We start from the raw sequence: 26,394 nt of genomic DNA on the forward strand, positions 1-26,394 counted from the left end.
TCAGCCCTGCCGGCGCAACTGCGCGGGCGGAAGTTTCAGCAGGTTGCGGTACTTGGCTACCGTTCGCCGCGCCACGATCATCCCTTCCTGAGTCAACATCTTGGCGAGCGTGACATCCGAGAGCGGATTGCGCGGATCTTCCTGTTCGATCATTTCCTTGATCAACGCACGCACGGCCGCGGCCGAGCAGCGCCCGCCCGTTTCGGTGGCGAGCTCGCGTGGGAAAAAATGGCGGAACTCGAAGATGCCGCGCGGCGTAGCCATGTACTTGTTACTCGACGCACGCGAGACGGTGGACTCATGCAGGCCGAGTTCTTCGGCCAGCTTGCTCAGCACGAGCGGCTTGAGCGCGATCTCGCCGTAATCGAAAAACGCTTTCTGGTACGAAACGATGCATTGCGCGACGCGCTGGATCGTGGCGAACCGCTGCTCCGCATTGCGCAGGAGCCAGCGCGCTTCCTGCAACTGCTGCGCGAGTGGCGTGCCGCCCGTGCCGCCCGATTGGGCGAAGAGCTCGGCATAGACGCGATGAATCCTTGCACGCGGCAGCACCGCCGGATTGATGGTGGCCACCCACTTGTTCGTCACGCGGCGCACGATCACGTCCGGGATGACGTAGTTGTCGTCCGTGCGTGCATAGTACTCGCCCGGCTTCGGATCGAGCCGGCGCACGAGCGAGCAGGCCCGCCGTAGTTCCTCGGCCGAGCAGTTCAGCTGTTTTTGCAGCTCCGCATGCTCGCGTCGCGCCAGGCGCTCGAGATGGTGCTCGACGAGTTCGCGCGCGACGGCGCGACCCGGCGTGTCGGACGGCAGCGCGTCGAGTTGCAGGCTCAGGCATTCGGACAGCGAGCGTGCGCCGACTCCGGGACGATCGAGCGTCTGCACGAGCCGCAGCGCGACTCTCAGTTCCTCTTCGGTAAGCGGTGGGTCGGCTTCGAACGCCTCGGCGAGATCCACGAGCGGCTCGCGCAGATAGCCATCGTCATCGAGCGCTTCGATGACGACCTGCGCCGCAGCGCGATCGCGCTCATTGAGCGGATAGAGATGAAGCAGATTGTGGAGATGCTCGTGCATCGTCGGCTGCGCGTGAGCCCATGCGCCGGGATCCACGTCGTCCGTATCGCCCGCGTGGCGCGACGACGCCCGCTGGCCCCAGTCCTGAGCGAAATCTCCGCTTCCATCTTCGGCTGCTGTCGCCGTGCTCGTCTCGTTCGCTGCGAGCCCGTCCAAGGTATCGGGCGTTTCAGCGGCAGCGGGTGGTTCGCTCACGGACGTCGTGCCGTCGAGCGGCGCGTGGATATCGCTTGTCGGGTGAGGGCCTGCTTCGCCGTCTTCGGTCAGCGGCTCGTCGTACTCGAGAAAAGGATTGGAGTCGAGCGCCTGCCGCAGCTCGCGCTGAAATTCCAGCGACGACAACTGCAGCAGCCGCACCGATTGTTGCAGGCGCGGAGTCAGCGCGACGTGTTGCTTGCTGCGCAGCTCGAGAGTCGGTGGCATGGTCGATGTCCCTCGGTGAGTGGGGAAGGTCCTGTGACCGAAAGCAACGGCCATACCATCTGGCGCAGATCGCCTCGCAGTGCACTATGCGTGCCACGCAACGCCTCCCGGGAGAGGCCCGAACCGCGCATGTTTTACAGCCGGCGTGCAAAAAGCGCGCCGGGTCGTGCCCAATCGGGCTGCCCGATCGGCAGGGGGCGTGCGTCTTTCAAGGCGAGCGGTCTGCGCGAGCGGCCTACCTCGGCGCGGCGGCGAATGCGCGCCCGGCATGCGGCTTGCGCGACGGCTCGTGCACTCGCGCGGGGCCGCTGCGCTATATCGCCGGCGCAGCGGCCGTCGCTGCCATCCGTTCAGCTTGCGCCGGCCCGCGACGACCCCGCGGTGCAAGAGCCGGTATGACTTTCCATCTTTGAGCAGGAGGAACCGTGAACACGCTCCGTGTACTCAAAATCGCAGCGACCGCCGCCTCGCTATCCGTGTGTCTGAGCGCCGCGGCGCAGACGGGTGCGCCGCCCGCCTCGACCACGGCCGATACGGCGCCGGCCGCATCGTCCGAATCGCTCGGCCAGCACATCAGCGACAGCACCATCACCGCGAAGGCCAAAGCGCAGTTGATCGCCGCCAAGGATCTGAAGGCGTCGCGCGTGCATGTGAAGACGCGCCGCGGCGTCGTTTCGCTGACCGGCAGCGTGCCGAGCGCCGCCGACAAAACGCGCGCGCAGCAAATTGTCGAAGGCATATCCGGCGTGCGCTCCGTCAACAATCATCTGAAAGTGACCGAAGCCGGCGCAAGCGAATGACCGCTCGCCGGTGCGCCTTGGGGCGCGGCGTCAGCGGCGTCAGTGGCGTCAGTGGCGTCAGGCAGCCGCGTTGTGCGGTTGCGTGAGGCGCAGCAGGCTGACGCAGGCGGCGACCGCGGCGAATGCCGCAGCCGCCCCGAGGGCGATCGTCGGGCCCTCCGAGGGCGCAACGGTGAAGATCGACGCAACGAGCGCTGCGCCGAGCGTTTGCCCGGTCAGGCGGGCGGTGCCGAGCATGCCGCTCGCGCCGCCGCTGCGCTCGCGCGGCGCGGCCGACAGCATCTGTCGATTGTTGGGTGCCTGGAAGAGGCCGAACCCGGCCCCGCAGATAGCCATGCGCCATGCAATGTCCGACGCGGACGGATGCGCGCCGACGGTGGCCAGCATAATCAGCCCGATCGTAAGCACGACCAGCCCGATGCCGCCCAGTGCACCGGCCGAGTACCGGTCGGAGAGCACGCCCGCGAGCGGCGCGGCGAATACGATCGCAAAGGGCCAGGGGGTCATCAGCAGCCCCGTTTCCACCTGCGAGAAACCGAGCAGGTTCTGAAACAGGAACGGCAGCGAGACGAACGCGAGCATCTGAGCGCAGAACGAGCAGACAGACGTGGCGATCGAAAGCGCGAAGAGCGGAATTCTCAGGAGGTCGACGGGCAGAAGCGGCGTTTTCTGGGAAAGTTGTCTGCGCACGAACACGATACCGAGCGCAACGACCACCACCGCCTGCGCGATGGTCAGACCGATGCGCTCGCCGTGCCCGAGCCCGTCGATCGTCACGATCAGCAGGCCGAAGACGATCGCGTTCATGACGGCGCTCACGTAATCGTAGGGGCCTTCATGACCGCGGTTGGCCGGCAGAAACCGCACTGCGCCGAGCATGGCCGCAATGCCGATCGGCACGTTGACGGCGAAAAGCCACGGCCACGAGGCGACGACGAGAATGCCCGAGGCGATGGTGGGGCCCACGGCCGAAGCGATGGCGACCACGGTCGCATTGATTGCGACGCCTCGGCCGAGCATGGTGGGCGGAAAGATGGCGCGCACGAGCGCCGTGTTCACGCTCATGATGCCGGCTGCTCCGAACCCCTGCACGACACGCGTGATCGCCAGCTCCGTCAGCGAATGCGCGAGCGAACACCCGAGCGAGGCGACGGTGAAGAGGACGAGTCCGGCGGTATAGACCCGCCGATAGCCGATCCGGTCGCCGAGCGCGGCGAGCGGCAGCAGCGAGATCGTGATGGCCAACTGATAGGCATTGACGACCCAGATCGATGTCGATGCGCTTGCCCGCAGCTCGCGGGCGATAGTGGGCAGGGCTACGTTGGCGATGGCGCCGTCGAGCACGGCGAGCGTCAGCCCGAGCGCGATGACGACGATCGCCCAAAAGCGCTGAGGGGTCGGGAGGCCTTGATCTGCTTCCATCGGAAAGGGCGCGGCAGGTGCGGCGTGGCGAGAAGACCCGCATTGTAAGCGGGGAAGCCTTCGGCTCGCTTGCTCGTGCACCGGGCCCCGTGCGGGCGACACGGCGCCCGCCGCGAGCGCGTGGCTGGCGCTCGCGGCGGGCGTTCGTTATTTGAGCTCGTAGAGGCCCGTGTAAGTTGCCGAGTCGATCTCGTTCAAGTGCGTCATGAAGCGCGCGACCGCGTTCGTCGTGTCGGCGCCGATCGGCAGATGGGCCGCTTTAAGGGCATGCAGCCGGAAGATGTAGCGATGGGGTTTGTCGCCGCGCGGCGGCGCCGCGCCGCCGAAACCCTGGGTGCCATAGTCGTTGCGCAACTGCAGTGCACCGGCCGGCAGCAGCGTGCCGTCGGCCTTGCCGGCGTTGCGCGGGAGCGAGCGCGCATCGGCGGGAATATTGACGACGACCCAGTGCCAGAAGCCGCTGCCCGTGGGGGCGTCGGGGTCGTGCACGGTAAGCGCGAAGCTTTGAGTGTCCGGCGGCGCGCCTTCCCACTGCAGGGCAGGCGAGGCATTGCCGCCCGAGCCATCCACGCCGAACGACTTGTCGTTGCATTCCTGCTCTTTCGGCATGAAGCCGTTGCTCGGGAAGTCGTCGGACCAAAGCCGGAATTCAGCCATCAGGGGCCTCCTTGTTCGAAACGGTTCGAGGTTCGTCTGCGCGGGCGCGGCGCGCTGTGCCACGGCAAAGGACGGCAAGGGACTCGGGCGACCGCTCGCACGGCGGCAACCGCTCTGAGCGACGCGAGTGTATCACCGGGCCCATGCCGCCGCCGCGCGAGCGCGCACACGGCCGGCCAATCGACACGAATACCAGTATAGGCGGGCTGCACGCCCGCCACGCACGGCATGAGCTTGCCCGCTGCCGATGCGACGAAGCGCCTTATGTCCGCTCGCGGCGCGGGAAGCGCAGCGAGAAGGTGGTACGCACGTTCGGGATGCTTTTCACGACGCATTCGCCGCCATGCTCGTCCATGATCGACTTGACGATCGCGAGCCCGAGACCCGTGCCTGAGGCCGAATTCTGGCGCGCCGGATCGAGCCGGTAGAAGCGATCGAAGATGCGGCTGAGGTGCGTCTCGGCGATCCCGTGGCCGGTATCGCTGACCGAGAGCACGGCGCACTCGTCCAGGCGCCGGCATTCGATGCTCACCGCCGAGCCTGCCGGCGCATGGTTGAACGCGTTTGACAACAGATTGCCGAGTGCGCGCTGCACGAGCAGCGGATCGCCCTCGAACGTGCAATGGCCTTCGACGCGGATTTCGATGCCGCGATCCTCGGCGATCGATTCGTAGTACCGCGCCACACGCAAGGCCTCGCGCTCGCCGTCGACGAGTTGGAAGTGGGCCTTGCGCTGGCGCGCGTCGGCGCGGGCGAGAAAAAGCATGTCGTCGACCATGCGCGACAGCCGCTGAAACTCTTCGACGCTCGATTCGATGATCGCGCGGTATTGTTCGTTCGACCGCGGCTGCGAGAGCGCCACCTGCGCCTGGGCGAGCAGGTTCGTGAGCGGCGTGCGGATATCGTGCGCGAGATCCGACGAGAACTGCGTGAGGCGCGTGAACGATTCGTCGAGCCGCGTGAGCATGCGGTTGAACGCCTGTGTGAGCTCGCGCAACTCGTCGGCCATGTCGCTCGCGGGCAGCGGATGTGCGAGGCGGTTGCCCGAGATCTCGTCGGCGCGCGCCGCGAGCTGGCTGAGCGGTTTGAGCGCGAACACGGCGATGCGGTATGCGAGCAATGCCGCGAGCACGGTCCCGACGACGATGCCGAGCACCACGCTCAGCGCGCAGATGTGCAGGAACGCCTGTGCTCCGCGGTAGTTGCGCTGAACGACGACGCGCAAGGCCGCGGTACGCCGCTCGCCGAGTTCGGCTTTGGCCACGAGGTAGCGGATCGGCCGTTCGCGGTGCTGCACGGGGATCGGCACGTTGACGAGCGGCACCGACAGCACGTTCGGGCTTGCCACGAAGTTCGGGCTGCCGACGAGCAGCCCGCCCGACGTATCGTAGACGGCGAGGTCGACGTCCTCGTGCCCCTGCAGCAGCAGCGTCGAGGCAGGGCGTTGCGCGCGCAGCTCGTCGAGCGAGTCGACGGTCGCGAGCCGCGAGACGGCCGCGGCGAGTGTGGCCTCCATCTCGTGGCGCAGCGATTGCGCGATCGAGCGCGACAGCGTTTCGTAGAGCAGCGCGCCGCTCACCGCCAGAATCACGGAAGTCGAGAACGCGAAGAGAATCGCGAGCCGGCCTCGCATCGTCCTCGGCACGAGGCGCTCGATCATGACGCGGTGTTCTCGCGCTGCTCGAGAACGTAGCCCATGCCTCGCACGGTATGGATCAGCTTGGGTTCGTAGGGGTCGTCGACTTTCGCGCGCACGCGCCGGATGGCGGCGTCGACGACGTTCGTATCGCTGCTGAAATTGATGTCCCACACCTGCGAGGCGATGATCGAGCGCGTGAGGATTTCTCCCTCGCGGCGCATCAGCAGCCAGAGCAGTGCGAACTCCTTTGCCGTGAGCAGGATCGTGCGCCCCTGGCGCCGGGCCTTGCGGCGCATCAGATCGAGCTCGAGGTCGCCAACGCGCAGCACCGACGAGTCGAGCGTTTGCCCCCGGCGAAGCAGCGAGCGTACGCGTGCGAGCAGCTCGACGAAGTCGAACGGCTTCACGAGATAGTCGTCGCCGCCGAGCTCAAGCCCGCGCACGCGATCGTCCACATCATCGCGCGCCGTGAGAAAGAGCACGGGCGTGCGATGTGTCTTGCGCAACTCTTCGACGACGGACCAGCCGTCCTTGCCGGGCAACATCACGTCCAGAATCGCGAGGTCGTAATCCTCCGTTCGCAATTGGTGCAAGCCGGTGATGCCATCTTCGGCGATATCGCATACGAAGCCGGCCTCGACGAGCCCTTGTTTCAGATAGGTCCGGGTTTTCGGTTCGTCCTCTACGATCAGGATCTTCATTCCTTTTCTCATTGCACCGTGCGGGCAGGCGGTGGGTTCGGTCGATGCCCTCGATCGATCGGCGCGCCGCTCGGGTGACGACAGTTGACCGGCCGCTATCTCGATAAGTTCCGCCTAAAACGTTTTACTCATGCGGTTCGCATGACATGCAAGATTCGGGCGCTCGGCAACGCCGTATCGAAGCCGCGCCATGGCCGAGGATCGGCCCGCTCAGATGACAACAAAATCATCTTGCCGTCATGTTTGCGATGCGGCTGGTGACGACAATCTGCTCGTGAATGCGCAAACGGCATTCATGGCGTTCATTGACGTCCTCGATCCCGGCTATGGAGAGGTAGCGATGGATTTCACTCAGCAGATGATCTTGCAAAACGTTGCCTGGGCGCGAGAGGCGGCTCACGGCGACCCTGAGATATTCGAGCGGCTCAAACTCGGCCAGGACCCCAAAGTGCTCTGGATCGGCTGCGCCGACAGCCGCGTGCCGGCCGAAATCGTTACCGGCGCACGTCCGGGCGAACTTTTCGTGCACCGGAATATTGCCAACCTGTTCGTTCCGCACGACGACAACACGATGAGCGTGCTCGAGTACGCGGTATGCGTTCTGAAGGTCAAGGACATCGTGATCTGCGGCCATTACGGCTGCGGCGGGGTGCGGGCGGCGCTCGGTGCACCGAACGAGGGCGTGCCTCATGTGGAGCAGCGGATCCGCCCGCTGCGCTGGCTCGCGCGACGCCATCGGGAAGAACTCGACGCGATCGAGGATGCGGACGAGCGCACGAACCGGCTCGCCGAACTCAACGTGCTCGAACAGGCCCGCGTGCTGCGGGCCTGCCCCGTGGTGCACGACGCGGCGCCACGCCCGCGCGTGCATGCCTGGATGTTCGATATTCGAGATGGGCATATCCGGGTCTTGCCGTTCGAGAGCGCCGAGCCCGCGCTGGAGCGCTCGCATGCGGCCGACATCGCGCAGATGGCGGCTGCGCACCGGCCGGCGCAACGCGAACGCGAGCCCGTGCGCGCGGCCGGCGGCGCCTGACGGCCGCGCCGAACCCCGGCCGGGCCGCTCGCGCGTTTTTGCCGGGCGGCGCCGATCGGCGGGCTTCGGCGCCCGAGACGGCGCTGCCCGCGTGCCGGCGGGTGCGGGCAGCGCGGCGCCTACTCCGACATCCATCGCGCGCATTGCCGTGCGGCACCGCATCGGAGCGGCCGCACGGCCTCATCCTTTCCGCAACCTTCTTGCAACGATAAGCCATGAACCATGCCAAGCTGGCGGCAACTTTGCCGCGGGATTGCTTTTCCGGAACGGTCGTTTTTCTCGTCGCGCTGCCGCTTTGCCTCGGCATTGCGCAGGCATCGGGCGTCGAGCCGTTCGCCGGCCTGCTCGCGGGCATGATCGGCGGGCTCGTCATCGCGCTCTTGAGCGGGTCTCGACTGAGCGTGAGCGGACCGGCGGCCGGCCTGATCATGATCGTCGTAGACGGCATCGCGAATGTCGGTGGTTTTTCCGCGTTCCTGAGCGCGCTCGTGGTGGGCGGCGCCATGCAGTTTCTCTTTGGCGTTTTGAAGGCCGGACGCTTCGCCGCCTATGTGCCTTCGCCCGTGATCAAGGGCATGCTGGCCGCCATCGGCTTGCTGCTGATCATCAAGCAGACACCCGTCGCGCTGGGTCTCGGTGCGGCCGGCACGCCCGGCACGATGGGGCTCGAGACGCCGTTCGGCCCGATGGCATTCGGCGCCTCGGGTATCGCGCTCGTTTCGCTCGCGATTCTGTTCGGTTGGGAAAGCCGCTTCGTGCGTCGCCTGCCGGTCGTCTCGCAGGTCCCCGCACCGCTCGTCGTCGTTGCGTTCGGCATTGCGGCGACGGCGGCCTTCGACGCGTGGGCGCCGGCGCTTGCGCTGCCGGCCGCGTCTCGTGTCAACCTGGCACCGCTCGATTCGCTCGGTGCGCTGGCCGGCGTACTGACGAGCCCCGACATGAGCGCGTTGGCGAATCTCGACGTCTGGCGTCTGGCGGCGACGATCGCGATCGTCGCGAGCCTCGAGACGCTTTTGTGCCTCGAGGCGATCGAGCAGATGGACCCGCAAAAGCGCTCGGCCTCGCCCGACCGTGAGCTCAAGGCCCAAGGGGTCGGCAACATGCTGGCGGGCTTGCTCGGGGCGCTGCCGATCACGTCGGTGATCGTGCGCAGTTCGGCGAACCTGCATGCCGGCGCGCAAACGCGCTGGTCATCGTTCATCCACGGCGTGCTGCTGCTCGCCAGCGTATTTGCGCTCTCGGGGCTGCTGAACCGCATTCCGCTCGCTTGCCTCGCCGCGATTCTGATCGCCACGGGCTACAAGCTCGCGAAACCCGCGCTCTTCGTCGACACCGCCCGGCGGGGCCTCAATGCCTTTGTGCCGTTCATCGCGACGATCGCCGGCGTCCTGGCTACGGATCTGCTGATCGGTATCGCATGCGGCCTGGCTTGCAGCATCGTGCTCGCGCTCCATCCGAACCTGCGCCATCCGTTCTCGATCGCCCGCCACGGCAACGAGTTTCTGCTGCTCTTCCGCAAGGACGTGACTTGTTTTATTCGCGCGAAGCTGAAGACGCACCTGGCGGAGTTGCCCGATCGCGCGACCTTGATCGTCGATACGAGCCGAGCCGATTTCGTCGATCCCGACGTGCGCAGCCTCATCGCCGAGTTCGCCGCGCAGTCGGCGCATCGCGGGATTTCGGTGAGCTGGCGCTGAATGGGGCCAGGCATCGTCGTGCGGCCCCGCGCAGATTCGTATGACGAAAAATCGTAGTTTTTGCTCTGCACGTAGTGGCTGCGGGTACGGCCACTACGTGCAGATCCGCACTTGCCGGCTCCATTGCCGCGCATAAAATAGCGGTATCGCGATGATGGAGGAGGTCGCCATGGCCGATTCCTCGATGAGCCTGATGCTGCTGCTGGCGGTATTCGTGGGTGCCGCGCTGGCCTTGGCCACGCGCTATCACACCGATCATCCGCTCCACGATCTCATGCGCTGGATCGACGAACATCACTGGCATCGTCGCCGGTAGAGCTTCGTCAATATTGCCTCGCGGCGAGCGCTGCCCGGCGCCCGCCGTCGTCCGTCGCCCCCTCTTTTTTTTCGCCCGAACCCGACACGGTTTTGACGGTATACGCCGCTACAATGCGCAGTTCCGAGTCCATGTCGGGCTGCGGGTGACGAACCGGTGCGCCGGCGTCCGGTTCGGCCGCGGCTGCATCGATCCACGCATGTAAGAGCACGCTATGCATCAACGAAAAGCACTGGAAAAACTCATCGAACGTGTCATCTTCAATTCGCGCTGGCTGCTTGCGCCGTTCTATATCGGGCTGATTTTTTCGCTGGCGATGCTGCTGGTCGCCTTCGTCGGCGATCTCATCCATATCCTGCCGAACCTGCTGCATGCCGATCCGGAACAGATCATTCTCGGTGTGCTGACGCTGATCGACCTGTCGCTTGCCGGCAATCTCGTTGTCATCGTGATGTTTTCCGGCTACGAAAACTTTGTGTCGAAGATCGATACGGGCAGCAGCGAAGACCGACCCGACTGGATGGGCACACTGGATTTCTCCGGGCTGAAGATGAAGCTGATCGGCTCGATCGTCGCGATTTCCGCGATCTCGCTGCTACGCGCGTTCATGACGTTGACGGAAGCCGATGTGCCGCTCGACGAGGTGCGCATTCGCTGGCTCGTCATTCTTCATTTGACGTTCGTCGGTTCGGGGCTGCTCTTCGCGCTGATGGATTGGGTCGCGGTGAAGGCCGAAAAGCATTGAGCCTATGACGGGGCGGTGGCCGGCGCGAGTCGGCCTGCCGTGATCACCCCTCGAAATCGAGACTGCCGAGGAGGATCGACGGTGCCGCTTGCGTACGCGACCGCGCATCGATGCCACGCGCGCTTTCCCATGCGCGAAGCTTGCGCGGCAGGGCTTCGAGGTAGTGCGCGAAGCGCGCGCCGCCGTCGGGCCGCATGAGCGTTTCGATTTCGCAGGGATCCCAGGTGAAGTGCAACTCGAGGGGGTAGGAGTAGGGCCGCTGGTGCCCCTGAGGAGCGGCACGCAGCATAATCGTCGTCGGACGATTGGGCCCATCGTACGACGTCACGCTCGCGCGCGTGGTTTCGCCGAAATAGTGTTGGAGTGCGGCGACGATGCGCGGCACGCATTCGGCTTCGAATCGTTTTGCTGTCTCTGGGTTCATCCGGACGTCTTCCGATAGCGGCGTCGTTCCGACTTCATTCACCGCAATGGCGACGTTAGCACGATCCGCTTCATGCGGCACGGCCGGTGAGCGCGCACACCGGCGTTCGATGCGCATGCCGGCTGGACCCTAGAAGGTGCCGCGCCCCAGCAATTGCGAAAAGCGAATGCGCAGGCCCATTTTGCGTTTCTGGATCGATGCGCGCCACTTCTTCAAACGCCGCTGGCGCTTGTGCTCGGGCGCCGCCACGAGTTCCTTCAGGCGTGCCTCGCTCCAATCGTATTTCGCACAATATTCGGCCTGCCGCTCCACGCTCCAGTTTTCGTCGATACCGGAAAAGATTTCGGCCAGATAGATCGGCGCTTCGTAGCTGTAGTTCCAGTAGTGATGAAGCTTGTCGCCCAGCGCCACTACGTCGTCGCGCTCGGCAACGGCAAGCGCCCATGCAAGTTGCTCGACCCAGTTGCGCGGCGTGAGGCGCGGGAACAGGAAGTCGTTGACAGCCAATACGCGCGCCAGGAATGCGTCGGAGCCGGCCGGGACGCCAATGACGCCGGCGTTCCACATCGTCAGGTCCGGTGTGCCGAATTGCATGCCGAATGACTGCAGCGGGGCTCGCAGGTTTTCGAGCGCGTGGAAGTAGCTGGGAAAAAACTGCTCGCTCAATCGGCCTTCATCCACATGCATGTAGATGTTGTTGCCGAGTGCCAACTGCTCGAAGACGTCATTGGGAAGCTCGCGCCAGCGCGTGTCGCCGTCGATATAGAGCAGTGCTGTGCCGAAGTGTTTGGCCGCATGCTGCAGCATGGCCACCTTTACACGATGCACGTATTCGAGCGGGCCCCGGAACTCGGCAAGCTGCTGCGCCGTGAACGGCATGCTGATGACGAGATCGTGCTTCGGTACGGTGGCGGGGGCGTCGGTATAGACGACGATGCGAATGTCGGTGCGCTTTGCTTCGAGTAGCAGATGCAGGAGCGTCAATACGCTGAACCGCGTCTGATCGTGGTATTTCCTGCCCCCGAATGACGAATAAATGACGTGAATCGGCACTTTGGTCTTTTATCGTTTGAGATATCAAGCACGACTCGATACGGCCCTGAAGCAGGGCATCCGCCGGTCGTTTTCCGCAAAGGCGCAGCTTACAGGAAAAGAGGTGCCTCGAAAACAGGCACGGTCGGGCGACGACAAGCCGGAAAGCGAGGGGGCGCATGGCGCGACCGATGATTTTCTACCGTCAATCGTTTTGCGCCTGTGGGCAAAAGTCCGCACTGAAGCCAGTGGCGTTTTTCAGGGGCGGATTTGTGGGGCGTCGCCTTTTGTCATTATCGTCGCCAGATTTGCAACCGCTTGTTTGGGATCCATACAGCTTGTGGGCTTACACGCTCGGCTATGAATTCCGGACATCGGGGGCCGGGGTACCGGCGGTTGCATCGGGAGGCGCCTTTCGTGAGGCTCTTGGGAGCGGCAGCAGGATCGCCGCGGTGGACGGCGGGCCGCGGGGCGCGGCAGCAGGACCAGGTACGGGCGCCTGCAAACCGGCCGAGGCCGCGCGAACCCTCTGATATCGGTGACGTGGCGGGCGTCGAGCGCACCGCTGGTCCCCCCGACAGGAATCGAACCTGTATCTAGCGCTTAGGAGGCACTCGTTCTATCCATTGAACTACGGGGAGGGGTCCTTCAGCGAGGCGCGAGGGCGTGCGCCATGCCGGTGCGGCCCAGAGTATAGCAAAGACGCCGCCCAAGCTCTCGACCGGCCGATCGGCGGGCGGCCCTGGCGGCGACCGTCCGGCGAACGTCAGAACTCCACTACGCTGAATTCGGCCTTGCTCACGTCGCAAAGCGGGCAGCGCCAGTCATCCGGGATATCCGCGAAGCGTGTGCCGGCCGCGATACCTTCGTCGGGCAGCCCTTCCTCTTCGTTGTACACCCATCCGCAGATCAGACAGACCCAGCTCTTGTATTCGATCACGTCGCTCACGGCGTTTACCTTCTTCAATCCCAAAAATCAATACGATAGCGTCGATTCGTCGCGCCTTGGCCGGGGCGAAGTGTCGCACCCGTCCTGCCGTCCGGCAGGGGCCGCCAAGACTTTGCCCGGACACCACCCAGGCCCCGGTTGCCTTGCTGCCCCTTTGCCTTGAGCCCGTTTGCGCGGCGTTCGCGGCGCTCAGCCCGCAATTGTACCGTGCGCGCTGGGGCCGGGACGGGGCGCGCCCCCCGCGGCCGGTACAATGGGCGTTTCGGATTTTTTCGCGAAGGCGCGTTCCTATGTCGCTTTACTCCATTGCCGATGCTCAACTCGCCTTCGGCCACGTCGCGTTGCTCGATCACGCCGACTTTTCGCTCGAGCCCGGCGAGCGCGTGGGACTCATCGGCCGCAACGGGGCGGGCAAGTCGTCGCTGCTGAAGATCGTCGCGGGGCTCATGCAGCCCGACGATGGGCTCGTCACGCGCCAGCAGGATCTCACCACGGTCTATGTGCCGCAGGAGCCCGAATTCGCGCCCGACGAAACGGTGTTCGATGCCGTCGCGGCCGGTCTTGCCACCGCGCGCGCCGCGCTGGGCGAATACGATTCGGTGGCCCATGAACTGGCCACCGCACCTGAAGGTCCGGCCCACGACGCGCTGCTCGCCCGCATGAATGCGCTGCAATCGAAGCTCGATGCGAGCGATGCCTGGAATTGGCGCACGCGCGTTTCGACGACGCTCGCCCAACTGAGCCTCGACGGCGAGGCCCGCATGGGCGCACTGTCGGGCGGCATGCAAAAGCGCGTCGCGCTCGCCCGCGCGCTTGTGCTCGACCCGGACGTGCTGCTGCTCGACGAACCGACCAACCACCTCGATTTCGACGGCATCCGCTGGCTCGAAACACTGCTTGTCGGCGCGCGGGCCGGTCTGCTGTTCATCACGCACGACCGCGCGTTTCTCGATCGCGTCGCCACGCGTATCGTCGAGCTCGATCGCGGACGGCTGCTGTCGTATCCGGGCAACTTCTCGGCCTACCAGACGCGCAAGGCCCAGCAGCTCGAAGTCGAGCGCGTAGAGAACGAGAAGTTCGACAAGCTGCTGGCGCAGGAAGAAGTCTGGATCCGCAAGGGCGTCGAAGCGCGCCGCACGCGCAGCGTGGGGCGCATCGCGCGGCTTGTTCAGATGCGCGAGGAGCGCGCCGAGCGGCGCAACGTGCAGGGCAACGTGAAGCTCGACGTGGGGCAGGGGGAACGCTCGGGCAAGATCGTCGCCGAGCTCACGGACGTGACCAAGCGCTACGGTCAACGCACGGTGGTGGACCGTTTCTCGACCACGGTCATGCGCGGGGACAAAATCGGCTTCATCGGTCCGAACGGGGCCGGCAAGACGACCCTGCTCAAGCTGATCCTCGGCGCGCTCGCTCCCGACGAGGGCAGTGTCCGAGTGGGTACCAACCTGCAAGTTGCATACTTCGATCAGATGCGCGCGCAACTCGATCCCGAGAGGAGCCTGGCCGACACGATCAGCCCGGGCAGCGACTGGATCGAAGTGAACGGTACGCGCAAGCACGTCATGAGCTACCTTGGGGACTTCCTCTTCGCCCCCGAGCGCGCGCGCTCGCCGGTGAAGTCGCTCTCGGGCGGCGAGCGCAACCGGCTCTTGCTCGCACGCCTTTTCGCCCGTCCGGCCAACGTGCTCGTGCTCGACGAGCCGACCAACGATCTGGACATCCCCACCCTCGAGTTGCTCGAGGAACTGCTCGACGATTACGACGGCACGGTGCTGCTCGTGAGCCACGATCGAGCCTTTCTCGACAACGTCGTCACTTCCGTGATCGCCGCGGAGGGCGGTGGCAAATGGCGCGAGTATGTGGGCGGGTTCACCGACTGGCAGCAGCAGAGCGAACGCGCGCGGCGCTTGTCCGAAGAGGCGGCGCCGAAGGTCGCGGGCGCCGCGCCCGCGCGCGAGGCGGCACCCAAGGAGAGTGCCGCCGGCCGCAACGCGCAGCGCACGGTGAAGCTCTCGTTCAAGGAGCAGCGCGAGCTCGAGGCGCTGCCCGGAACGATCGCCGCGCTCGAGGCGGAACAAAAAGAGATCGGGGCCAAACTCGAGGACGGTTCGATTTTTGCCAAGGACGCCAAGGAGGGCGCACGGCTCACGGAGCGCTACGCCGCGATCGACGACGAACTGCTGGCCGCCCTCGAGCGTTGGGAAGCGCTCGAAGCGAAGCGCAAGTAGCGGGCCGCGCCGTCCGAGGGGGCGCGCGGGCGGCAAGCGCCGTGGCCGCCGGTGCCCGCACCGGTATCGTCCGGCCGGGGAGGCGGCGCTTTGGCCGAATTGCCCGCGAAGTCGAAACCAGTAAAATACGCCGCGATTGCGAGGGCCGGCGTCACGCGTTTCGCGGCGCCGCCCATTTCGCGTGCACGACTTGCGAGCCCGTTGATTCGACTCGTTTTTTTTGAACTTTCAACGTTTTGTCCACGCGGATATCCCCATACGCTGTGGACAACGATGACGAATACGACACGATGTCCACGAAAAAGCCAAGCGCCGCGTACAGCGAGGCGTCGATCAAGGTGCTGAAGGGTCTCGAGCCGGTCAAGCAGCGGCCCGGCATGTACACGCGCACCGAGAATCCGCTGCACATCATCCAGGAAGTCATCGATAACGCCTCCGACGAGGCGCTTGGCGGATATGGCCGTCAGATCACGGTGACCCTGCATGCGGATCAGTCCGTTTCCGTCGAGGACGATGGCCGCGGTATTCCGTTCGGCATGCATCCGGACGAAAAGGTGCCCGTCGTCGAAATCGTCTTCACGCGCCTGCATGCGGGCGGCAAGTTCGACAAGGCCGCGGGCGGCGCCTATACGTTCTCGGGCGGCCTGCACGGAGTCGGCGTTTCGGTGACGAACGCGCTCTCGAAGCGGCTCGACGTCACCGTCTGGCGCGACGGCAAGGCGGCCGAGATCGGCTTCGCGTATGGCGACGTTGTCCGCCCGCTCGAGGTCCGCGCGGCGGCGAGGGGCGAAAAGCGCAGCGGCACGCGGGTGCGCGCGCTGCCCGATCCCACCTATTTCGATTCGTCGAATCTGCCGCTCGGCGAACTACAGCGCCTGTTGCGCTCCAAGGCCGTGCTGCTGCCCGGCGTGGAAGTCGTACTCGTCAACGAGAAAACGGGCGAGCGCCAGTCCTGGAAGTACGAAGATGGCTTGCGCGGGTATCTGCTCGAAGGGATGGCCGGCAGCGAACTGCTGATCCCGCTCTTCGAAGGCGAGCGCTATGCGGACAATACGCGCTCGAGCGAGGACTCGTTCGCCGAGGGCGAGGGCGCGGCCTGGGTTGTCGCCTGGAGCGAGGAGGGGACGCTCACGCGCGAATCCTACGTGAACCTCATTCCCACCCCGGCGGGCGGCACGCACGAATCGGGCTTGCGCGACGGGCTCTTTCAGGCGGTCAAGAGCTTCGTCGAGCTGCACAATCTGCAACCCAAGGGCGTGAAGCTCCTTGCCGAAGACGTCTTCGCTCGCGTGTCGTTCGTGCTCTCGGCGAAGGTACTCGATCCGCAGTTCCAGGGGCAGATCAAGGAGCGGCTCAACAGCCGCGACGCGGTCAAGCTCGTGTCGTCGTTCGTGAGGCCGGCGCTCGAGCTTTGGCTCAACCATCACGTCGAGCACGGCCGCAAGCTCGCCGAACTCGTCATCAAGCAGGCCCAGGCACGTACGCGTGCGGGTCAAAAGGTGGAAAAGCGCAAGAGTTCGGGGGTTGCCGTGCTGCCGGGCAAGCTGACCGACTGCGAATCGACCGACATCGCGCGCAACGAACTTTTCCTCGTCGAGGGCGATTCGGCCGGCGGCTCCGCCAAGATGGGCCGCGACAAGGAATACCAGGCGATCCTGCCGCTGCGCGGCAAGGTGCTGAATACCTGGGAGACGGAGCGCGACCGGCTTTTCGCGAACAACGAGGTACACGACATCTCGGTGGCGATCGGCGTCGATCCGCACAGCCCCGACGATACCGTCGATCTCTCGAACCTGCGCTACGGCAAGATCTGCATCCTGTCGGACGCGGACGTCGACGGCGCGCACATTCAAGTGCTCCTGCTCACGCTCTTCTTCAAGCATTTCCCGCAACTGATCGAACGCGGGCACGTGTGTGTCGCGCGGCCGCCGCTTTTTCGCGTCGATGCCCCGGCACGCGGGAAAAAGCCGGCCCAAAAGCTCTACGCGCTCGACGACGGCGAGCTCGATGCGATTCTCGACAAGCTGCGCAAGGATGGCGTACGCGAGTCGCAATGGACGATCAGCCGCTTCAAGGGCCTCGGCGAAATGAGCGCCGAGCAGCTGTGGGACACGACGATGAACCCCGATACGCGCCGGCTCATGCCCGTTGCGCTCGGCGAGCTCGATTTCGACAGCACGGTCAATCGCATGACGATGCTGATGGGCAAGGGCGAAGCGGCCGCGCGCCGCAGCTGGCTCGAGGAAAAGGGCAATGAAGTCGAAGCCGATATTTGAGCGCGCTTCGATCTCCTGAATACGGACTCCATATTCGATGGCTCAACAAGACGATCTCTTCGCCACGACCGCGGTACCGCCGGACGGCGAATCACTGACGCTCGGCCACTACGCCGAGCAGGCCTATCTCGGCTATGCCGTGAGCGTCGTCAAGGGGCGTGCGCTCCCCGACGTGAGCGACGGCCAGAAACCCGTGCAGCGGCGCATTCTCTATGCAATGAGCGAGATGGGGCTTGCATCCGACGCGAAGCCCGTCAAGTCGGCGCGCGTCGTCGGCGACGTGCTCGGCAAGTACCATCCGCACGGCGACCAGTCGGCCTATGACGCGCTCGTGCGCCTCGCGCAAGACTTCTCGATGCGCTATCCGCTCATCGACGGGCAGGGCAACTTCGGCTCGCGCGATGGCGATGGCGCGGCGGCCATGCGTTACACCGAGGCGCGCCTCACGCCGATCGCGAAGCTGCTGCTCGACGAAATCGACGAGGGCACGGTCGATTTCATGCCGAACTACGACGGCTCGTTCGAAGAACCCAAGCTGCTGCCGGCGCGGTTGCCGTTCCTGCTGCTCAATGGTGCGTCGGGCATCGCGGTTGGCCTGGCCACGGAAATCCCGTCGCACAACCTGCGCGAAGTGGCTGCGGCCGCGGTCGCGATGATCAAGCACCCGAACATTTCGCACGCCGAACTGATGGAACTGGTGCCGGGGCCGGACTTCCCCGGTGGTGGCCAGATCATCTCGAGCCCGACCGAAATTGCCGCCGCCTACGAGACGGGGCGCGGCAGCCTGAAGGTGCGCGCGCGCTGGAAGATCGAAGAGCTCGCGCGCGGCCAGTGGCAGCTCGTCGTGACCGAACTGCCGCCGAACACGTCGGGTCAGAAAGTCCTCGAGGAGATCGAGGAGCTGACCAATCCGAAGGTCAAGCTCGGCAAGAAGGCGCTCACGCCCGAGCAACTGCAGATGAAGCAGACGATGCTGGCGCTGCTCGACGCCGTGCGCGACGAATCGGGCAAGGACGCGCCCGTGCGCCTCGTGTTCGAGCCGAAGACGAGCCGCATCGATCAGGCCGAGTTCATCAATTCGCTGCTCGCGCATACGAGCCTGGAATCGAATGCACCGCTGAACCTGGTCATGATCGGCGCCGACGGCCGGCCGCGCCAGAAGGGCATTGTCGAGATTCTGCGCGAGTGGATCGGTTTCCGTTTCGCGACGGTCACCCGCCGCACGCGCCATCGGCTGATGAAGGTCGACGATCGCATCCATATCCTCGAAGGGCGGATGATCGTCTTCCTCAACATCGACGAGGTGATCCGCATCATCCGCGAATCGGACGAGCCGAAGGCGGCGCTCATCGCGGCGTTCGGCCTTTCCGAGCGGCAGGCCGACGACATCCTCGAAATCCGTTTGCGACAGCTCGCTCGGCTCGAGAAGATCAAGATCGAAAAGGAGCTCGAAGCGCTGCGCGACGAGAAGGCCAGGCTCGAGGAACTGCTCGCGAGCGAAACGGCGATGAAGCGTCAGATCGTCAAGGAAATCGAGGCCGATGCGAAGCAGTACGGCGATGCGCGCCGCACGCTGATCCAGGAGGAAAAGCGGGCGACGTTCGAGGCCCGCGTGGTCGACGAGCCGGTCACCGTGGTCGTTTCCCAACGCGGCTGGGTCCGTGCGCTCAAAGGCCATGGGCTCGACCCGGCCGGTTTCTCGTTCAAGGATGGCGACAGCCTCTACGCCGCCTTCCAGTGCCGCACGCCCGACACGCTCGTTGCCTGGGGCAGTACGGGGCGCGTCTATTCGGTTGCCGTCGCGGTGTTGCCCGGCGGGCGCGGCGACGGCGTGCCGGTGACCTCGCTCATCGAGCTCGAAGCAGGCAGCCGGGTGCTGCACTATTACGCCGCGAGCGCCGACCAGCTGCTGCTGCTCGGATCGAGCAATGGCTTCGGCTTCCTGGCCAGGCTCGGCGACATGGTGAGCCGCCAAAAGGGCGGCAAGTCGTTCATGACCATCGACACCGGTGCCGTGCCGCTCGCGCCGATGCCGGTTCTCCCCGAGGCCACGCAGGTCGCCTGCCTGTCGAGCGCGGGGCGGCTGCTCGTATTCGGAATCGACGAAATGAAGACGCTGTCGGCCGGGGGGCGTGGCATTACGCTGATGATGCTCGACGACAAGGAAACGCTCGTGCAGGCGCTCGCCATCGGTACGGCCGGCGTCGTGATGCAAGGTTCGGGGCGCGGGGGCAAGCCGGTCGAAGAGGTACTCGCAGGCGCCGCGCTCGCGCCGCATGTCGGCAAGCGCGCGCGTCGCGGCCGCGCACCGGACACGCGCATGAAAATCGCCGGCTTGCGTCCGGCGCTGGCATGATGCCGCGGGTACGCCAGCACGCCGTTCGCTTGCCATTCATCGTTCACTTTCGGAGATGCCGCTCATGTCGATTGCCATGAACGTTGCCTTGTTTCTTCACCTTGCCGGCGTCGTCGTATGGGTCGGCGGGATGGTTTTCGCGCAGTTCTGTCTGCGCCCCTCGCTTGCGGACGTTTCGCCGCAGCTGCGGTTGCCGCTCGTCGAAGCCGTGTTCGGCCGCTTTCTCGACTGGGTCGGCGTGGCGGTGCTCGCGATCGTGTTCTCGGGCGGGTTTTTGCTCGTCGTTTTCGGCGGCGGGCAGGCGCCGTGGCCGCTGCAACTGATGGCGACGCTCGGCGTCGTCATGATGATGGTCTTCGGGCATCTGCGGTTCGCAGTATTTCCGCGCATCCGCCGTGCCGTGCAGGCGCAGCGTTGGCCGGATGGCGCGCAGGCCGTCGATGTCATGCGCCGGCTCGTGCTCGTCAACCTCGTGCTGGGCATCGTGACGATCGCGGTGGCGGTGTACTCCCGGGGGTTCTGACGAAGCGGCAAAGCCGGCTTCGGCGGGGCCCGGGGGCTCAGCCGTGGGCCAGCAGTGCCGACGCGCCGTACGCGAGCGCCACGATGGCATAGACCGCGTAGACGGGCATCCGCAGGCGCGCGAATGCAAAGAGCGCGAACACGGCGGTGGCGAGATAAGTCGGCTGCGGCGGCACATGCCGCGCGATGTGCACGACCGCGACGAGCAGAAACGCCGTAGTCGTTGCGCGCAGCACGCGCATGCCATGCTCGAAGCGCGCGTGGGCTTCGAGCCGGTGCAGATGCCGGCGGGCGAAGACGATCAGAAGGCCGGACGGGACGAAGAAAGCGAGCGTGGCGGCAATGGCGCCAGCGAGGCCGTAGGTGAGGTAGCCGAGGAACGGGATGACGTTGAGCAGTGGTCCCGGCGAAACCGGCGAAAGCGCGAAGGCGAGCGTGAAGTCGCGCAGCGTGACGCCGAGCGGCGGCACGACGAAGACCGTCTTCAGCACGGGCAACGCCGAGAAGCCGCCGCCGAAGAGCGTCATCGCGGCGCCTGCAAGGCGAGGCCAGATCAGCGTGAACTGATAGCGCGGCGGCAGCGGCAGCGCGAATACGACGACCAGCGCAACGAGTGCCGCAAGCAACAGCTTGTCGCCGCGTTGGAGCGAGAACTCGAGGCGCTCGCCGCGCGCGGGGCTCGCCGCCCAGCCGCTCAAGAACGCCGCGGCGAGCAGCAGCACGAACGTTCCGGCTCCTTGCGCGAGCAGCAGCGCGACGCAGCCGAGCGCCGCAGCGAGCCGCTGCAGCCGGCCGTGCACGAGTGCGCGCGTTTGGCGATACCAGGTGAGCGCAATGAGCGCACCCAGCACGACGGCGAAATAATCCATCAGCGCGGGGGCGGCGAACGAGCGGACGAACGCCGAGTCGTACGAGACCGCGAACGCGCTCATGATGCCGAAAAAGGGTAGCACCGCGGCCGTACCGGCCACCCAGGCCCCGATGCCGCCCCGTAGCGCGTGGCCGACCTGCACGGCCACGTTGCAGCCGACGGCGCCGGGCACCATCCACGCAAGCGCGACGAGATCGGAGAATTGCAGACGCGTGAAGCGCCGCTCCCGGTCCACATAGTGGAGCTCGAGCTGCGCCATCAGCGCCAGCCCGCCCCAGGCGAGCGCCGAGCGCAGAAAGACGACGCGAAAAAGCGTCCACAGCGGTTCGCGCGCCACGCGCTGCGCATCGTCGGCCGCGCCGCCGATACTTGGCGACGCGGGCGCGAGCGGTGTCTCCCGAACGTCTCTTTTGTGCGTCGTGGCGTCAGTCATCGACTCGGTCCTTGCGGCCGCGCGCTCGGGGCTTTTCTCGCGCTTCGCGATCGGAGCATGCCTGGGTCTGCCGCTTACCGCAGTCTCTAAACAGATTGCCCGCTGGTGCTCGTCTGGTTGCGGCCCGCGCTCGCTATCGGTTCGCGCGCGCCGCATACGCCGAAGCGTTCGAGCAGTGCGGGAATGCCGTCGGCGGGTACGGGCCGCGAGAACAGAAAGCCCTGCGCCTGAATGTTGCCGAGCGCGGAGAGCCAGGCGATCTGCTCTTCGGTTTCCGTCCCCTCGACGACGACCGTGAGACCGAGAGACCGCGCCAGATTGACGATCGCCGAAACCATGACGCAGACACTGCGGTCGGCGGGGATCGCCTGCACGAACGAGCGGTCGACCTTGAGCGTATCGACCGAGAAGCGGTTCAGATACGACAGAGACGAATAGCCGGTACCGAAATCGTCGAGGGCGATGCTGACGCCGAGCCGCTTTTTCAGCGCTGAAATTTTCTCCGATACGAGCTCGGGGTACTCCATCATCGCCGTCTCGGTGATCTCGAGCTCGAGCCGGTGGGCGGCGATACCGGTTTCCTCGATCGCTCGCGCGATCGTCTCGTAGAGATCGCCGCGCCAGAACTGGACGGCCGAGATGTTGACGGCGAGCGAGAGGGATTCATAGCCCTGCGCCTGCCAGGTGGCGAGCTGCTTGCAGGCCTCGCCGATCACGAAGTCGCCGATCGGCACGATAAGGCCGGTGGATTCGGCCACCGGAATGAACTCGCTTGCCGCGATGACACCCTGCTGCGGATGGTTCCAGCGCACGAGCGCCTCGAAGCCCGTGATGCAGCGGCGCGCGAGGTCGATCTTCGGCTGATAGACGAGAAAGAGCTGCTGCTCGGCGAGCGCCACGCGCAGTTGCTGCTCCCATTGCATCAGGTGATCGGCGCGGTGCGAAAGGTGCGGCGAGTAGAACTGATAGCAGTTTTTGCCGGCATCCTTGGCGCTGTACATGGCAAGATCGGCCTTCTTGAGCAGATCGATCTCGCTTTCGCTGCTAACCGAATAAAGCGCGATGCCGATGCTCGCATGCAGCACGAACGACGTGCCTCGCACGTCGAACGGCTCCTCGAATACTTCTCGCATCGTCTCGGCCAATTGCACGGCCTGCCGCTCGACGTCGCCGCCCTTGAGCACGACGACGAACTCGTCGCCGCCGATCCGGGAGAGCACGCCGGCGGCGCCGACCGTGTCGGCGAGCCGCGAGGCCGTCATTTGCAGGACGATGTCGCCCGCGTTGTGGCCGAGCGTATCGTTGACGGTCTTGAAGTTGTCGAGATCGATGAAGAGGATCGCGAGACGGCCGACGTTGGACGGGTCGCTGACGTCCTGCCGGAGGCTTTGCAGCGTGGCATAGCGATTGCGCAGGCCCGTCAGCAGGTCGAACTCGACGAGATGCGTCATTTCGCGCTCGCGCCCGAGCAGCTTGCCGATCAGCCCGGTGGCAACCGCGAAGAACGCAAGCATCGCAAGCGAGATGAATCCCGCCATCAGCAGGTAGACATTGCGCGTGTGATTGTAATCGGCGAATTCTTCCGATTCGGACAGTCCGACGAGCACGCCCATCGGGTAGCCGTCGATATGGCGATAGGAGACGATGCGTTTCACGCCGTCGATCGGATCGATCTGCGTGCCCGAAACGTGTTCCGAGATCGGGTAGGTTCCCGTTGCCGAGAAGGCCCCGGCCGGGCTCGTGGCAGTGCCCGTGCGGCGCGCCAGCACGGCTCCGCTGTCGGCGATCACGACGATCACGCCCTCCTTGCCGATCGCCGCATTATTGTAAAAATCGCTCGTGAAGTAATTAGGATTTTCCGATACCACGACCACGCCGGCGAACGAGCCGTCGGGGTGGTTGAGGCGCCGTGTCATCTGCAGGGTCCACTGATGCGAGACGCGGCCGAGCACCGGCGTGCTGATATAGAGCTGATCGTCGTTTTCGTGCTCGTGCACCTTGAAGTGCTCGCGATCGGACAGATCGATCGGCGTGGGGTTCGCTTCGGCCGTTGACGCAATGAGCCTGCCGTGCTCGTTGATGATCGCGACCTGCACCAGTGTGTCGCTTTGCACGACGCCTTTGTCGACCGTGCTTCGCAGCTCGAAATGATCCGGATTCTTCTCGAATTCGTATTTGACGAAGCGCGTGATCTGGTCGACCTGGTGAATGGCCTTGATCGTATGTTGCTCGAGCGCCGCCGAGAGGATCGCGGCGGAGGCGGCAGCCTCGCGATAAGTCGAGTCGCGTTCGACCGACAGCCGCGCCCAGATTACGGTCCACAGCAGTGCCAGCACGAGCAGGCCGAGCACCGGGATGGCCACGAGCGCGCGCCGCCGGGAGCGGGCGGGGTCGCGTCTCGCACGGGTGTCACGGGCGGTAAGGAGCCGGGCGAAGTTCATCGGGGGTGAGCGGGTATCGGGCGTCGGCGTATGGGTTCCAGCGGGCGGAGCAGGTTTGTTCTTGGCTGCATGGCGAGCTTCGTGCCTGGCTTGTCGATAGCGCTTCCAATAAGTGAAAAATCGCCCGGCCGAGCCTCAAGCGGGCGGCCTGAGCAGGATATTACTGAATGGTTTGAGATTAGGATAGCGCTTGCTTATCGAGCGCGCGGCCGAACCAGCCCGCGGGCTCGCGCCGGGCGCCGCGTGCGCGTGCAAGGGGGAACCGGGCCGGCGCCCGGTAATGGGCGTATTAGGGGGCGTGCGGGGGCGTGTTGGGCGCGTTGCACGACGCGGGACAAGGCGGCGCCATCGATTTTCAGGCCGATGCAGGTTTCGGGCGAGGCCAGCCGGATGGCAAGCCAGCGCACGCCGTTGTCCAGCCGTGACGGAGGCACGTCGTTGAAATCGATCTCACCGGTACCGAGGGCCCGCGCGAGCGCGCCGTACTCGGCTTCGGACAAGGGGGCGATGCGCGTTGCCCTTGAACGGCGCGGTCGAAAAGACGTCGACCTGTTTGAACGCGACGCGTCGCGACGCCATGGAGGCTGTCTTCTTATGCGAGCTCGGCGATCAGCTCGATTTCGACGCACGCACCCGTAGGAATCTGCGCGACGCCGAATGCCGAACGCGCGTGCTTGCCCGCATCGCCGAACACTTCGACGAAAAACTCCGAGGCGCCGTTGGTCACGATGTGCTGCTCGGTGAATTCGAGCGTCGAGTTCACGAGGCTCATGACCTTCACGATGCGCTTGACGCGGTTCAGATCGCCCGTATGCGCGTGCAGCGTCGCGAGCAGATCGATGGCGATGGCGCGCGCGGCGTCCTTGCCTTCTTCGGTCGTCATGTTCGCGCCGAGCTTGCCGACCCAGGGCTTGCCGTCCTTTTTCGCGATGTGTCCGGAAACATAGACGGTGTTGCCCGTTTGCGCGCACATGACATACGCGGCGGCCGGCGTGGCGGCGACCGGCAGTGCGATGCCGAGGGCGGTGAGCTTGTCGTAGACGTTCTGTTGAGCCATGGGATGTCCTCGATGAAGAAAAAAGAAAGGCGCGGCCGTGGCCGCGCAGCGTCCGCCCGCCTTTTGGGGGCTTCTCAGAGCCGTTCGCGAATCAACCGGGCGAGCCGGGCGATGCCTTCGTCGATGCGCGCCGGGGGGACGGTCACGAACGAGAGTCTCAGTGTATTGCGCGCGGCGTCGTGGGCGAAGAACGGCGCACCCGGCACGAATGCGACGTTCTCTGCAATGGCCGATTCGAGCAGTTGCATGGTATCGATCTTTTCGGGCAGCGTGACCCAGATGAACATGCCGCCCTCGGGGCGGTTCCAGATCACGCCCTGCGGCATGTGGTGCTCGAGCGCCGCGCGCATCGCCTCGCATTGATCTCGATAGAGCGCACGTACGGTCGGGATGTGCTCGTCGAGAAAGCCGTCCTTGACGACTTCGTGCACGAGGCGCTGCGTGAACGTGGGCGTATGCAGGTCGGTGGCCTGCTTCGCCTGCACGAGCTTGAAATGCAGCTCTTCGGGGGCCACGAGGTAGCCGAGCCGCAGGCCCGGTGCGAGCACCTTGGAGAAGGTGCCGCAATGGACGATGTGATCGGGCGCCATCGACAGCATGGTCGGCAGTGGCGTGCCAGCGTAGTCGAGCGCCCCGTACGGATCGTCCTCGACCACCGGAAACGGGCTTGTGCGGGCGTACTCGGCGAGCGCGCGGCGGCGCACCAGCGAGAGCCGTCGGCCGGTCGGATTCTGAAAGTTCGGCTGCGCGTAGAGCAGGCGTGCGCCGGCCGTGAGCGCGGGCGTGAGGCCCTCGGGGACGAGCCCGTCCTCGTCGGTCGGTACCTGCACGTAACTCGGCTCGAAAAGCGAGAAGGCCTGAAGCGCGCCGAGGTAGGTCGGTGTCTCCACGAGCACCGGACTTGCCGGATCGATCAGCACCTTGCCGAGCAGATCCAGCGCTTGTTGCGAGCCCGTCGTTACGAGCACCTGCGACGGCCGGATCGTGGCGCCGCCGGTGGACAGCCTCGCCGCGATCCATTCGCGCAGAGGGAAATAGCCTTCGGTGGCGCTGTATTGGAGCGCGGCCGCGGGCGCCTCGCGCAACACGCGGTCCGCCGCCTCGCGAATCCGTTCGGCCGGGAACGTGGCCGGCGCGGGCAGGCCGCCGGCAAACGAAATGACTTCGGGGCGCTCGGTGACTTTGAGGATCTCGCGGATGGCCGAACTCGTAAGCTTGCGGGCGCGCTCGGAAAGCTGCCAGGTGCGATGCGGCATGTCGCTCTGATCCATGGATGTCTCCTTGTCGTACGAGGG

The 26,394-nt window shown here is 65.4% G+C and carries 21 protein-coding genes and 1 tRNA gene; 9 read left to right on the forward strand and 13 right to left on the reverse strand.

Translation table 11 applies throughout. The features are described from left to right. Window positions 1–1,497 (reverse strand): RNA polymerase factor sigma-54, encoded by a 1,497-nt coding sequence (locus U0034_RS14750; protein WP_085230245.1) that lies wholly within the window; start codon window positions 1,495–1,497, stop codon window positions 1–3. A gap of 425 nt (window positions 1,498–1,922) precedes the next feature. Here U0034_RS14750 and U0034_RS14755 point away from each other — a divergent pair, with 425 nt between their 5' ends. After that, entirely contained in the window at window positions 1,923–2,297 is a 375-nt protein-coding gene (locus tag U0034_RS14755; protein ID WP_085230246.1) for a BON domain-containing protein, read from the forward strand. A gap of 57 nt (window positions 2,298–2,354) precedes the next feature. Here the strand turns inward: U0034_RS14755 and U0034_RS14760 are convergent, their stop codons facing one another. The 4 genes from U0034_RS14760 to irlR all read right to left on the reverse strand — a co-directional run bounded on the left by U0034_RS14760 (window position 2,355) and on the right by irlR (window position 6,716). After that, window positions 2,355–3,719: an MFS transporter gene (locus U0034_RS14760; protein WP_085230247.1), complete on the reverse strand. Its 1,365-nt coding sequence runs from the start codon at window positions 3,717–3,719 to the stop codon at window positions 2,355–2,357. Window positions 3,720–3,866: 147 nt separating this feature from the next. Further along, window positions 3,867–4,376 (reverse strand): YbhB/YbcL family Raf kinase inhibitor-like protein, encoded by a 510-nt coding sequence (locus U0034_RS14765; protein ID WP_085230248.1) that lies wholly within the window; start codon window positions 4,374–4,376, stop codon window positions 3,867–3,869. A 262-nt stretch (window positions 4,377–4,638) separates the two neighbouring features. Next, a complete protein-coding gene (locus U0034_RS14770; RefSeq protein ID WP_085230249.1) occupies window positions 4,639–6,036 on the reverse strand; it encodes a heavy metal sensor histidine kinase in 1,398 nt (465 codons plus the stop codon). Then, entirely contained in the window at window positions 6,033–6,716 is a 684-nt protein-coding gene (gene irlR / locus U0034_RS14775; RefSeq protein ID WP_085230282.1) for a heavy metal response regulator transcription factor IrlR, read from the reverse strand. Before irlR ends, U0034_RS14770 begins: the two co-directional genes overlap by 4 nt. A 340-nt stretch (window positions 6,717–7,056) precedes the next feature. Between irlR and U0034_RS14780 the strand changes: the two genes are divergently transcribed. From U0034_RS14780 to U0034_RS14795, 4 genes are all read left to right on the forward strand, one after another. Next, the gene (locus U0034_RS14780; RefSeq protein ID WP_085230283.1) at window positions 7,057–7,752 is read left to right on the forward strand and encodes a carbonic anhydrase; all 696 of its coding nucleotides are present in this window, start codon (window positions 7,057–7,059) and stop codon (window positions 7,750–7,752) included. A 215-nt stretch (window positions 7,753–7,967) separates the two neighbouring features. Beyond that, a complete protein-coding gene (locus U0034_RS14785; RefSeq protein ID WP_085230250.1) occupies window positions 7,968–9,449 on the forward strand; it encodes a SulP family inorganic anion transporter in 1,482 nt (493 codons plus the stop codon). Window positions 9,450–9,618: 169 nt separating this feature from the next. Then, window positions 9,619–9,765, forward strand: coding sequence for a hypothetical protein (locus tag U0034_RS14790; protein ID WP_158243564.1), 147 nt, complete (start codon window positions 9,619–9,621; stop codon window positions 9,763–9,765). Window positions 9,766–9,979: 214 nt separating this feature from the next. Continuing rightward, the gene (locus U0034_RS14795) at window positions 9,980–10,510 is read left to right on the forward strand and encodes a TIGR00645 family protein (RefSeq protein ID WP_085230252.1); all 531 of its coding nucleotides are present in this window, start codon (window positions 9,980–9,982) and stop codon (window positions 10,508–10,510) included. A gap of 43 nt (window positions 10,511–10,553) precedes the next feature. Here U0034_RS14795 and U0034_RS14800 read toward each other — a convergent pair whose 3' ends face one another. From U0034_RS14800 to U0034_RS14815, 4 genes are all read right to left on the reverse strand, one after another. Next, window positions 10,554–10,934: a DUF5594 family protein gene (locus tag U0034_RS14800; RefSeq protein WP_085230284.1), complete on the reverse strand. Its 381-nt coding sequence runs from the start codon at window positions 10,932–10,934 to the stop codon at window positions 10,554–10,556. Window positions 10,935–11,063: 129 nt separating this feature from the next. Further along, a complete protein-coding gene (locus U0034_RS14805; protein ID WP_085230253.1) occupies window positions 11,064–11,987 on the reverse strand; it encodes a hypothetical protein in 924 nt (307 codons plus the stop codon). 545 nt (window positions 11,988–12,532) lie between these two features. Continuing rightward, window positions 12,533–12,607: transfer RNA gene (locus U0034_RS14810), tRNA-Arg, on the reverse strand. A 125-nt stretch (window positions 12,608–12,732) separates the two neighbouring features. Next, on the reverse strand, window positions 12,733–12,915 hold the full coding sequence (locus tag U0034_RS14815; protein ID WP_085230285.1) for a rubredoxin: 183 nt from the start codon (window positions 12,913–12,915) through the stop codon (window positions 12,733–12,735). A gap of 290 nt (window positions 12,916–13,205) precedes the next feature. Here U0034_RS14815 and U0034_RS14820 point away from each other — a divergent pair, with 290 nt between their 5' ends. The 4 genes from U0034_RS14820 to U0034_RS14835 all read left to right on the forward strand — a co-directional run bounded on the left by U0034_RS14820 (window position 13,206) and on the right by U0034_RS14835 (window position 20,298). Then, window positions 13,206–15,143, forward strand: a complete 1,938-nt coding sequence (locus U0034_RS14820; RefSeq protein ID WP_085230254.1) for an ATP-binding cassette domain-containing protein — start codon at window positions 13,206–13,208, stop codon at window positions 15,141–15,143. 290 nt (window positions 15,144–15,433) lie between these two features. Continuing rightward, complete coding sequence (locus U0034_RS14825; RefSeq protein ID WP_085230286.1) at window positions 15,434–17,419, forward strand: DNA topoisomerase IV subunit B; 1,986 nt, start codon at window positions 15,434–15,436, stop codon at window positions 17,417–17,419. Between the two features lie 37 nt (window positions 17,420–17,456). Then, a complete protein-coding gene (parC, locus tag U0034_RS14830; RefSeq protein ID WP_085230255.1) occupies window positions 17,457–19,775 on the forward strand; it encodes a DNA topoisomerase IV subunit A in 2,319 nt (772 codons plus the stop codon). Window positions 19,776–19,839: 64 nt separating this feature from the next. After that, complete coding sequence (locus U0034_RS14835) at window positions 19,840–20,298, forward strand: CopD family protein (protein ID WP_085230287.1); 459 nt, start codon at window positions 19,840–19,842, stop codon at window positions 20,296–20,298. A gap of 37 nt (window positions 20,299–20,335) precedes the next feature. On the opposite strand, the gene U0034_RS14840 is transcribed toward U0034_RS14835, so the two are convergent. From U0034_RS14840 to U0034_RS14855, 4 genes are all read right to left on the reverse strand, one after another. Next, the gene (locus tag U0034_RS14840; RefSeq protein WP_085230256.1) at window positions 20,336–21,601 is read right to left on the reverse strand and encodes a chromate transporter; all 1,266 of its coding nucleotides are present in this window, start codon (window positions 21,599–21,601) and stop codon (window positions 20,336–20,338) included. Window positions 21,602–21,687: 86 nt separating this feature from the next. Then, a complete protein-coding gene (locus U0034_RS14845; RefSeq protein ID WP_085230257.1) occupies window positions 21,688–24,042 on the reverse strand; it encodes a bifunctional diguanylate cyclase/phosphodiesterase in 2,355 nt (784 codons plus the stop codon). 592 nt (window positions 24,043–24,634) lie between these two features. Continuing rightward, the gene (locus tag U0034_RS14850; protein ID WP_085230258.1) at window positions 24,635–25,099 is read right to left on the reverse strand and encodes a RidA family protein; all 465 of its coding nucleotides are present in this window, start codon (window positions 25,097–25,099) and stop codon (window positions 24,635–24,637) included. A gap of 74 nt (window positions 25,100–25,173) precedes the next feature. Then, window positions 25,174–26,370: an aminotransferase-like domain-containing protein gene (locus U0034_RS14855; RefSeq protein ID WP_085230259.1), complete on the reverse strand. Its 1,197-nt coding sequence runs from the start codon at window positions 26,368–26,370 to the stop codon at window positions 25,174–25,176. Window positions 26,371–26,394: the final 24 nt, after the last annotated feature.

The sequence above is a fragment of the Trinickia caryophylli genome (assembly GCF_034424545.1).
Classification (GTDB): Bacteria; Pseudomonadota; Gammaproteobacteria; order Burkholderiales; family Burkholderiaceae; genus Trinickia; species Trinickia caryophylli.

Bases quoted from the DNA above. Each gene is read 5' to 3' on its own strand.
- U0034_RS14750 (WP_085230245.1), bottom strand. From the start codon at position 1,497: ATGCCACCGACTCTCGAGCTGCGCAGCAAGCAACACGTCGCGCTGACT.
- U0034_RS14760 (WP_085230247.1), bottom strand. From the start codon at position 3,719: ATGGAAGCAGATCAAGGCCTCCCGACCCCTCAGCGCTTTTGGGCGATC.
- U0034_RS14765 (WP_085230248.1), bottom strand. From the start codon at position 4,376: ATGGCTGAATTCCGGCTTTGGTCCGACGACTTCCCGAGCAACGGCTTC.
- U0034_RS14770 (WP_085230249.1), bottom strand. From the start codon at position 6,036: ATGATCGAGCGCCTCGTGCCGAGGACGATGCGAGGCCGGCTCGCGATT.
- irlR (WP_085230282.1), bottom strand. From the start codon at position 6,716: ATGAAGATCCTGATCGTAGAGGACGAACCGAAAACCCGGACCTATCTG.
- U0034_RS14780 (WP_085230283.1), top strand. From the start codon at position 7,057: ATGGATTTCACTCAGCAGATGATCTTGCAAAACGTTGCCTGGGCGCGA.
- U0034_RS14785 (WP_085230250.1), top strand. From the start codon at position 7,968: ATGAACCATGCCAAGCTGGCGGCAACTTTGCCGCGGGATTGCTTTTCC.
- U0034_RS14790 (WP_158243564.1), top strand. From the start codon at position 9,619: ATGGCCGATTCCTCGATGAGCCTGATGCTGCTGCTGGCGGTATTCGTG.
- U0034_RS14795 (WP_085230252.1), top strand. From the start codon at position 9,980: ATGCATCAACGAAAAGCACTGGAAAAACTCATCGAACGTGTCATCTTC.
- U0034_RS14800 (WP_085230284.1), bottom strand. From the start codon at position 10,934: ATGAACCCAGAGACAGCAAAACGATTCGAAGCCGAATGCGTGCCGCGC.
- U0034_RS14820 (WP_085230254.1), top strand. From the start codon at position 13,206: ATGTCGCTTTACTCCATTGCCGATGCTCAACTCGCCTTCGGCCACGTC.
- U0034_RS14825 (WP_085230286.1), top strand. From the start codon at position 15,434: ATGTCCACGAAAAAGCCAAGCGCCGCGTACAGCGAGGCGTCGATCAAG.
- parC (WP_085230255.1), top strand. From the start codon at position 17,457: ATGGCTCAACAAGACGATCTCTTCGCCACGACCGCGGTACCGCCGGAC.
- U0034_RS14835 (WP_085230287.1), top strand. From the start codon at position 19,840: ATGTCGATTGCCATGAACGTTGCCTTGTTTCTTCACCTTGCCGGCGTC.
- U0034_RS14840 (WP_085230256.1), bottom strand. From the start codon at position 21,601: ATGACTGACGCCACGACGCACAAAAGAGACGTTCGGGAGACACCGCTC.
- U0034_RS14845 (WP_085230257.1), bottom strand. From the start codon at position 24,042: ATGAACTTCGCCCGGCTCCTTACCGCCCGTGACACCCGTGCGAGACGC.
- U0034_RS14850 (WP_085230258.1), bottom strand. From the start codon at position 25,099: ATGGCTCAACAGAACGTCTACGACAAGCTCACCGCCCTCGGCATCGCA.
- U0034_RS14855 (WP_085230259.1), bottom strand. From the start codon at position 26,370: ATGGATCAGAGCGACATGCCGCATCGCACCTGGCAGCTTTCCGAGCGC.